Genomic DNA, 8,130 nt, shown 5'->3' with positions numbered 1-8,130 from the left:
GATCTTATTTTAAGTAATCTTAATTATCTTATTATTATACAATAATATAATTATACTAACAGTTAACTATCTTAAAAGTCATTTTAATGAAAAACACACTGATTCTTTTACAAAGAAATCGCTGAAATAGAGGGTTTTAAGGTATGCGCTTATAAGTCGCTTCAATATTATACTCCACAAACATTTTTTGAATCTTATCCCCCTTTATTATTAATAAACAATCTTACTTCAATTTGCCTTCTAAAATAAATTTATTCGCCATTTCAGTTATAATGTTATTAAGTTGAACCTTCGATTCACATTCAATTGCATCTTTAAATTTTGGGTAATTATTCTCAGGTAAAATTTGAAAAATAATTATTTTTCAATATAGTAGGTTGATTGTATATTTTGAAATTGTTTTGTATTTTCATACCATTTTTCCAATCTCGATCGACAAAAATAATCTTTTTCGTTTGATATTGATTCTATTTTGCCAATAGTTTTTAAATAATATTTATCTTCTTTAGGTATGAAAATGAATTTCTCTTTATTCCATTCGCATGTATATGAGTTTATATGAGTAGCACCAATCCAAAGAGAACTAGGCACATAGTCATATTGTCCACCACACTTGGTATCTATATCAAAATTATTAAGCGCTGCATAAATTTGAATTAAAGCGCTGAAATCAACTTTTAAAAAATTATAATTTAAAATTGTAATTTGTTTTGTATAATCGGAATACTCATTTAGAAATGGAAATTTAGTGAGTTTATAAGTTGGCGGTATAGCTGCATCATCGACAAATCGATAAAAATGTTGAATTCTATAAGAACCTCTATAGATTGCTTCATAACGTTTTTTTTTCTCTTCTTCTACTTTTTTATTTTTTTGATGTTTTAATTCAGAATAAGCATAGTAAATACTAAGTAACATACAAGCCGATACAAACGTTAAAAACATAATTATGATGGCATATGTTGTATCCATATCAACTTTTGTATGCCTTGAATGACCGTGTAAAGCAGGAGTATTATGCATCATAAACCTACCATACGCATTTTGTATTGTAGTCATAAAATAAACTAAAACTACTATTACTTTTGTTTTCACTACTTGTACATCCCGGTGAAGAGCAAATAATCCTTAATTCGAATCAATCTTAATCTTCTAATTATTTAATATATTATTAATTTACTATCAGTAAACTATTCTAAAAATCCTTTTAATTCAAAATACTATGCATCTTCCTACAACAAAAAAACGCAAAAGGAAGTTAAATTCAAGGTACACGTTTACAAGTAGCTTCAATATTAAATTCCATAAAGGTTCTTCTTGGATCACAATGTTCGTATTTTGTAAATGAACTCTCTTTTAATTCATTTTTTGAAATAAACTTATACTCAATTTCAGTTATAATATTATTGATTTGATCTATCGATTCACATTCAATTGCACCATTGAGTTTTGCGTAGTTATTATCAGCAGAAATAGGCGCAATAAACGCATAATATTTTGTTTGTACTGCGAATCCTTCTTCATGTTTCTTAATAAGCGCTACATAACCTGTATTATTGAGTGTATAAGATTGTATTCCTTTCAATTTTGAGTCGTAATAATGATAGCTTGTACCGCGACTATCGTCGACTTTACAATCCCAAGTTCCTTCTAGCATTTCAGCAGTAACTTTTTGTCGCTCTTGACAACCAACTAGAGTCAATAATGATATTGAGAGCGCCAATAAATTTTTAAACATTTTACTTCCTGTATAGAATTGACTATTGTCTATTATAACAAACAATTTAATAAATTCTTCATTAATTTAATAGGTTACACATAGCGACAATATTATTCATAGGTGAAATTTCCTTTCAATAAAGCTTTGCCAACCTTCGACTAAGGTCTTTTTATAATTTGTGATGCTGATAGGATTTTGAAATTTTATTGAGCAGATTTTCCAGCTCCTGATGCTGTCTTTATATAGTATTACTGATGCTAAAACTATCTTGCCACATCAGATATAGCCATTCCTTGTAATAATAAATTTATTGATAAAAACCTTATTTTTATAAATTTAAGAGCATAAAACAGGGATGGTTTTTAGGTTAAATCCAGCTTCTTTATAGGTTTTATACCTTTCACGGGCTAGCGATTTTTGTTGTTCTTCGATAGGGACAAAGTCAATAATATCGCGGTATACACCAGCAAATTCAGGGTATTGCTCTTGTAGATTGATAAGTAAGTGACGTGAACCATTGCTACTGCGCTTTTGTGGCCAACAGATTTCGACAGGTGATCCGCTTTTCAGGCCTTCGCCAGCTAGATTATGGGGAACAAAATTTTCAGTATCGAGTTGCCATAAATATTCATCAATACGTTCAGCTTGAGCTTGATCTTGACAGGCCACTAACACACGTTGCCGATTTTGCCATGCTTCAACAATTTTTTCACACGCTAGCTTTTCTTTGAATAAAACCCCGGCATCATTGGCTGGGGTTGGGTTTTCAAGTAGATAAAATATCACTTTTTTCATGTATTTACTCATTTTTGGTTAAGTAAGTATTGAATTAACATCGCGACTGGTCTGCCTGTAGCACCTTTGTTTGCACCCGATTTCCAAGCTGTTCCTGCAATATCAAGATGTGCCCATTGGTATTTTTCAGTAAAGCGAGATAGGAAACAAGCGGCTGTAATCGTTCCTCCATCTCGACCACCAGCATTGACAATATCAGCGCAGGTTGATTTGATTTGTTCTTGGAAATCACTATCAATCGGTAATGACCACGCTTTGTCTCCTGCTTGATTTGAGGAATTTACCAATTGTTCAGTAAGCTCTGCGTTATTACCCATCACGCCAGTATAATGATGACCGAGTGCAATGATACAAGCACCAGTAAGTGTAGCAATGTCAATCACAGTCTTGGGTTGGAAACGTTCAACATAAGTTAAAGCATCGCATAATACTAAACGACCTTCTGCATCGGTATTAATGATTTCAACGGTGGTGCCCGACATGGTGGTTAAGATATCACCAGGACGGTATGAATTACCATCTGGCATGTTTTCACAACCAGCCATCACGCCAACTACGTTGATAGGTAGTTTTAATTCAGCCACAGCTTGCATTACACCAAACACAGTGGCAGCACCACACATATCATATTTCATTTCATCCATACCGGCTGAGGGTTTGATGGATATGCCACCTGAATCGAAGGTTAATCCTTTACCAACTAATACATATGGTTTGGCTTTTTTGTCTTTGGCACCATGATATTCTATGACCGTCATAATTGATTCGTTAGCTGAGCCTCGTCCAACCGCTAAATAAGCGTTCATGTTGAGTTTAGCAAGCTCTTTTTCACCTAAGCATGTCACTTTCAAGCTTGAATGCTGTTTACCTAAACTTTTGCCCTGCTCTGCTAAGTATTTAGCATTGCCGATGTTAGATGGCATGTTGGCAATGTTTTTGGTACTGACAATAGCATTTGCAATAATTTGTCCTTGCGATAATTGACTTTCTACATGCTTGATTGTTTTTTTATCGCTATAAAGTAGCGTTACTTTTTGTAAGCTTGGTTTTTCTGATTTTGTTGATTTGAATTGGTCAAAGCTATAGGTTAATTCGCTAGTAATTTGTGGTAGTTGTTTAGCAATTTCACCACTTATTGCAGGATTTAGAGTTAGAATGTCCCAACTTATATTTTTAACTTGTTTTGTTATTAACTCTTTTGTAGCTGCTTGTATCATTTTTTTTGCAGCGTTAATATCAAAATTTATTGCTTGGCCACACCCTACAACTAATATTTTCGGAGAATTCGGGCAAGCGTATAAAAAGGTGGTTTTACCTAATTCGCAGTTAATGTCACCTGACTTGATCAGCTGACTAATCATACCCTTGGTTAATTCATCTATATCCTTGATTAAACTAGTTTGTTTCTTGCCTAATTGGACAGTTACCACTAAACATTCTTCTTTTTGTAATGTGATTAATGAGCTGTTTTTGATTGAGTATTTCATAGCGTTCTCTTGTAAGATTTTTATGGTGAATAGTAACATTTTATCGGTTCATTAAACGATAGCAACAAAAAGATAACGAAACAACGCAAATCAGATTATAATAGTGCGATTTGATAAAACGGATAGATAGGTAAAAAAGTGATAATTCGCCGATATTTAATTAAAGAGACGATGAAAACACAAGGTGCAATACTGTTTATTTTATTGCTAATTTTCTTTTCTCAAAAATTAATCAGAATTTTATCCAGCGCTATTGATGGCAGTATTCCGCGAGATTTGATTATGCCTCTTTTAGTGTTAGGTGTGTCGAATATGGCTGATCTTATTTTGCCACTAAGTCTGTTTTTAGGTGTGCTTGTTACCTTTGGTCGGCTTTATTCGGACAGCGAGATGGTCGCAATGCATGCATGTGGGATTAAGAGAAGACTTAACTATCAGGTTGTGCTATTTCTGTGTGTGATCACCTGTATATTCACAGCACTCAATAGCCTTTGGTTTGGTCCTTGGTCTAGCGTGAGACAAGATCAGCTAGTCGAAAATGCCAAGATTAATCCAAGTTTAGCCGGTTTATTAGCTGGCCAATTTCAACAAACACCTGATGGCAACTCGGTAATTTATATTGGTAATGTTGATCATAATAAGCTAGATAGCGTATTTATTGCCCAAATCAATCCGAAAAATGCTCAACGCCCTTCTATTATTATTGCTAATAAAGGAAAAACTGAAGAAGATAAAGATGGTAATCAAATCATCACACTTGAAAATGCAAACCGTTATGAAGGCACAGCACAGTTAAAAGATTTTAGAATTTCGAATTTTCATAACTATTTAGGTATTATTAAACCTAAGGAGCTAGAAAGCAATGTTGATGATGATAAAGTGGATGTTCAGCAATTAGGATTGCTTGAGCTTCATGAAAATCCAACACCGAAGGCTAATGCTGAATTTTATTGGCGATTGACGTTGATAATTTCGGTTCCTTTGATGGCTTTTTTAGTGATTCCATTGAGTGTGTCCAATCCAAGACAAGGAAGGCTTGCACAAATTTTACCAGCGTTACTGCTTTATTTAGTCTATTTTTTACTTTCTAGTTCGGTTAAAGCTAATGCTGGTAAAGGTCGCTTAGATCCCGCTTTGTGGTTTTATCTGATTAATCTAGGGTATTTTGTTCTGGCTTTGATTTTAAATTGTTGGGATAACTTATTTATGCGTAAACTTCGTTTAAAATTTATTGCGTCTTAAGGGGAGAACGATGTTTTCGATTTTAGATCGCTATATTGGTAAAACTATTTTAAATACCATTGGCATTTGCTTATTTTTATTAATTAGTTTGTCAGGAATTATTCGTTTTATTGACCAACTTAGAAAAATCAAAGTTGATTATGATGCCTTGTCAGTTGGTTTTTATTCTTTGCTAATGGTACCTAAAGATATAGAAATATTTTTCCCTATGGCAGCACTTTTAGGCGGCTTAATCGGTTTAGGGATTTTAGCTTCAAGAAGCGAGCTTATTGTGATGGAAACTTCAGGTTTTAGTCGTTTTAAAATTGCATTAGCTGTGATGAAAACTGCTCTCCCTTTAGTGCTTATAACAATGGCAATTGGTGAATGGGTTGCTCCTATCAGTGAACAAACCGCTCGTAATATGCGCTCAGAAAAGCTTTATGGTAATTCTTTATTAGCTCAACAAGGCAGTTTATGGGCGAAAGATGGTAATGATTATATCTATATCGACCATGTTAATAATGATAGTTCTATCTCAAATATTGATATTTATAAAGTTGATAAAAATAAATTACTATCGATTACTCATGCTGATAGCGGAGTGTTTGAAAATGGAAGTTGGACGTTATCACAAATCGAGATGAATGATTTAACCAATCCACAACAAATAACGGGTACGAACTCACTTACTATGCAGTGGAAAACTAATATCACACCTGATAAGTTGAGTATTGTAGCTTTTGACCCTGATTCATTGTCAGCATCAGGACTCTATCAATATTCGCAATATTTGAAAAATTCGGGCCAAGATACAAAATATTATGATTTGTTATTTTGGAAAAAGCTGATTAAACCCGTTTCAGTTGCAGTGATGTTGTTGTTGGCCTTATCTTTCATTTTTGGACCATTACGAAGTGTATCTATGGGTATTAGGGTGATTATAGGTATTACTTTTGGCTTTATCTTTTATATCGCCGATAATCTTTTTGCTCAAACCAGTATTGTGATGGGCATTTACCCTATCGTTGGCTCTATGCTAACTAGCTTTGTGTTTTTGTTAATCAGTTATATTTTATTTAAAAGAAAAAATTAAATTATAGCTTTGATCTACTACGATATTGGCATATAAACTTGATAAGTTATATGCCAATTTCATCAGCAATATTCTTCAAAATTTCCTTTACGTATACCAATTAAGTTAAACAATGATTTTGTAGGCTTCAGGCTAAGGTTGATTGGTTTAGTTCGCACCCTTTATTTAAATAAAGGATGCGTAAGATTAATTTATTTAAACAATTTTAAGTAGTCACCATAGCCTTGAGCTTTTAATTCTTCTTTTGGTATGAACTTTAGCGCTGCAGAGTTGATACAGTAGCGCAATCCCCCTAAAGCTGCAGGCCCATCATTAAATACATGACCAAGATGTGAATCAGCTTCTAATGAGCGGACTTCTATCCTAAGCATTCCATGGCTGTTATCTTCTTTTTCAACAATTTGTTGCTGTTTAATCGGTTTAGAGAAACTTGGCCAACCACAGCCTGAATCAAACTTATCTAGTGAGGTAAACAGTGGTTCACCAGAGACGATATCAACGTAGATCCCATCGCGGTGATTAGCGTTATATTGATTATCAAATGGCGGTTCTGTACCATTTTGCTGCGTAACATGATATTGCATTGGTGTTAGTGCTGATATAGCTTTATCTTTCATTGATTTGTTCATGTTGTATCTGCCTCACGTTATAAATGTGATATAAATAAACGTTTAAATTTGTGTTAATCATTGCTACTTAACATTGATTGCAATACTTTATCTTTAACCCAAAAATAGTGGTACAACGCACCTAATACATGAAATATAACTAAAATAGCTAGTACATAAGAACTAATCAAATGTAATGAATGAAACATTTGGTGATATGGCATATCAATAGCAGGGATCGATATTAAACCAAATATATTAAGGTCCCTTCCACTCATTAAATACCCCGATAATGGCGTAATTAGCAGTAAAAGGTAGATCACTCCTTGAGTGGATTTTGACAAAATTCGTTGCAGTTTTTTGTCTTTCGGTAAGACATCAGGCACACCTTGACTGCGGATCTCCATAATTCGCCATATTGTTAATAGCAAAACAAGCACTCCAAAGGATTTATGTAATAAATAGACTATTGCCATTCCACCTAATATATGTGACATTGTCACTTTAATTAAAAGGAGCATGGTTACCATTATGACAAGTAAAGCCGATGTCCAATGAATCCATTTTTGTTTACTGCTATATTGCGAGTACTTTTGCATATTTACTCACTTTTGGTTGTTGACTTATCTTGCCAGTTATCTGCAATAAAATTAGCTCGTCCAGATAATTGATAATAACGGTTATAATTTTCTGGCTGTTTTTTATAGTAATCTTGATGATACGCTTCGGCGGGATAAAATATTGCTGCCGGTTCTATAGCAACATCAATCGGATGATTAAATCGTTTGCTTTCTTCAAGCGCTTGTTTAGATGCGATCGCTTGCTGTTGTTGTAATTTGTTATGATAAAATATTACTGGACGATAAGAATCGCCACGATCGGCAAATTGTCCTTGCGAATCTGTCGGGTCAATTTGTTGCCAAAAAATATCAAGTAATTTTTTATAGCTGATCATCGTTGGATCAAAGGTAATTTGCACCGCTTCTGTATGGCCTGTGTTGCCTTGGCAAACTTGTTGATAAGTTGGATTTTCCGTATGACCACCAGTGTAACCTGAGATCACATTAATAACGCCTTCATATTTGTCGAAAGGTTTTACCATACACCAGAAACATCCACCTGCAAATGTTGCTTGTTCATATTGTTGCATAAAAACCTCCAATTAACTTACATTAATAGAAACGATCTTTATAAAAAATACAA

9 protein-coding genes are annotated in these 8,130 nt (G+C 33.8%); 2 read left to right on the top strand and 7 right to left on the bottom strand.

Going from position 1 to position 8,130, the window contains the following annotated elements; genetic code table 11:
• Positions 1-357 precede the first annotated feature (357 nt).
• The 4 genes from A9G08_RS04295 to A9G08_RS04280 form a co-directional block, all read right to left on the bottom strand.
• Complete coding sequence (locus tag A9G08_RS04295; RefSeq protein ID WP_141673922.1) at positions 358-1,095, bottom strand: hypothetical protein; 738 nt, start codon at positions 1,093-1,095, stop codon at positions 358-360.
• 169 nt (positions 1,096-1,264) lie between these two features.
• Complete coding sequence (locus A9G08_RS04290; protein WP_141673921.1) at positions 1,265-1,783, bottom strand: hypothetical protein; 519 nt, start codon at positions 1,781-1,783, stop codon at positions 1,265-1,267.
• A gap of 273 nt (positions 1,784-2,056) precedes the next feature.
• Positions 2,057-2,515, bottom strand: coding sequence for a DNA polymerase III subunit chi (locus tag A9G08_RS04285; RefSeq protein ID WP_065562503.1), 459 nt, complete (start codon positions 2,513-2,515; stop codon positions 2,057-2,059).
• Between the two features lie 8 nt (positions 2,516-2,523).
• Positions 2,524-4,002 (bottom strand): leucyl aminopeptidase, encoded by a 1,479-nt coding sequence (locus A9G08_RS04280; RefSeq protein WP_065562509.1) that lies wholly within the window; start codon positions 4,000-4,002, stop codon positions 2,524-2,526.
• 138 nt (positions 4,003-4,140) lie between these two features.
• Between A9G08_RS04280 and lptF the strand changes: the two genes are divergently transcribed.
• Positions 4,141-5,244, top strand: a complete 1,104-nt coding sequence (lptF, locus tag A9G08_RS04275; protein ID WP_065562502.1) for an LPS export ABC transporter permease LptF — start codon at positions 4,141-4,143, stop codon at positions 5,242-5,244.
• Between the two features lie 10 nt (positions 5,245-5,254).
• A complete protein-coding gene (lptG, locus tag A9G08_RS04270; protein WP_065562501.1) occupies positions 5,255-6,319 on the top strand; it encodes an LPS export ABC transporter permease LptG in 1,065 nt (354 codons plus the stop codon).
• 191 nt (positions 6,320-6,510) lie between these two features.
• On the opposite strand, the gene msrB is transcribed toward lptG, so the two are convergent.
• Genes msrB through msrA form a run of 3 tightly spaced genes read right to left on the bottom strand, consistent with a single transcriptional unit; the run spans position 6,511 to position 8,077 of the window.
• Positions 6,511-6,948, bottom strand: a complete 438-nt coding sequence (msrB, locus tag A9G08_RS04265) for a peptide-methionine (R)-S-oxide reductase MsrB (RefSeq protein ID WP_176701515.1) — start codon at positions 6,946-6,948, stop codon at positions 6,511-6,513.
• 53 nt (positions 6,949-7,001) lie between these two features.
• On the bottom strand, positions 7,002-7,526 hold the full coding sequence (locus A9G08_RS04260) for a cytochrome b (protein ID WP_065562500.1): 525 nt from the start codon (positions 7,524-7,526) through the stop codon (positions 7,002-7,004).
• Between the two features lie 2 nt (positions 7,527-7,528).
• On the bottom strand, positions 7,529-8,077 hold the full coding sequence (gene msrA / locus A9G08_RS04255; RefSeq protein WP_065562499.1) for a peptide-methionine (S)-S-oxide reductase MsrA: 549 nt from the start codon (positions 8,075-8,077) through the stop codon (positions 7,529-7,531).
• Between the last annotated feature and the right edge of the window lie 53 nt (positions 8,078-8,130).

This window comes from Gilliamella sp. wkB195 (assembly GCF_001690445.1).
Lineage (GTDB): Bacteria > Pseudomonadota > Gammaproteobacteria > Enterobacterales > Orbaceae > Gilliamella > Gilliamella apicola_E.
Note: the sequence above shows the minus strand (reverse complement) of the source record. Positions and strands in the feature narration are given on the sequence as shown.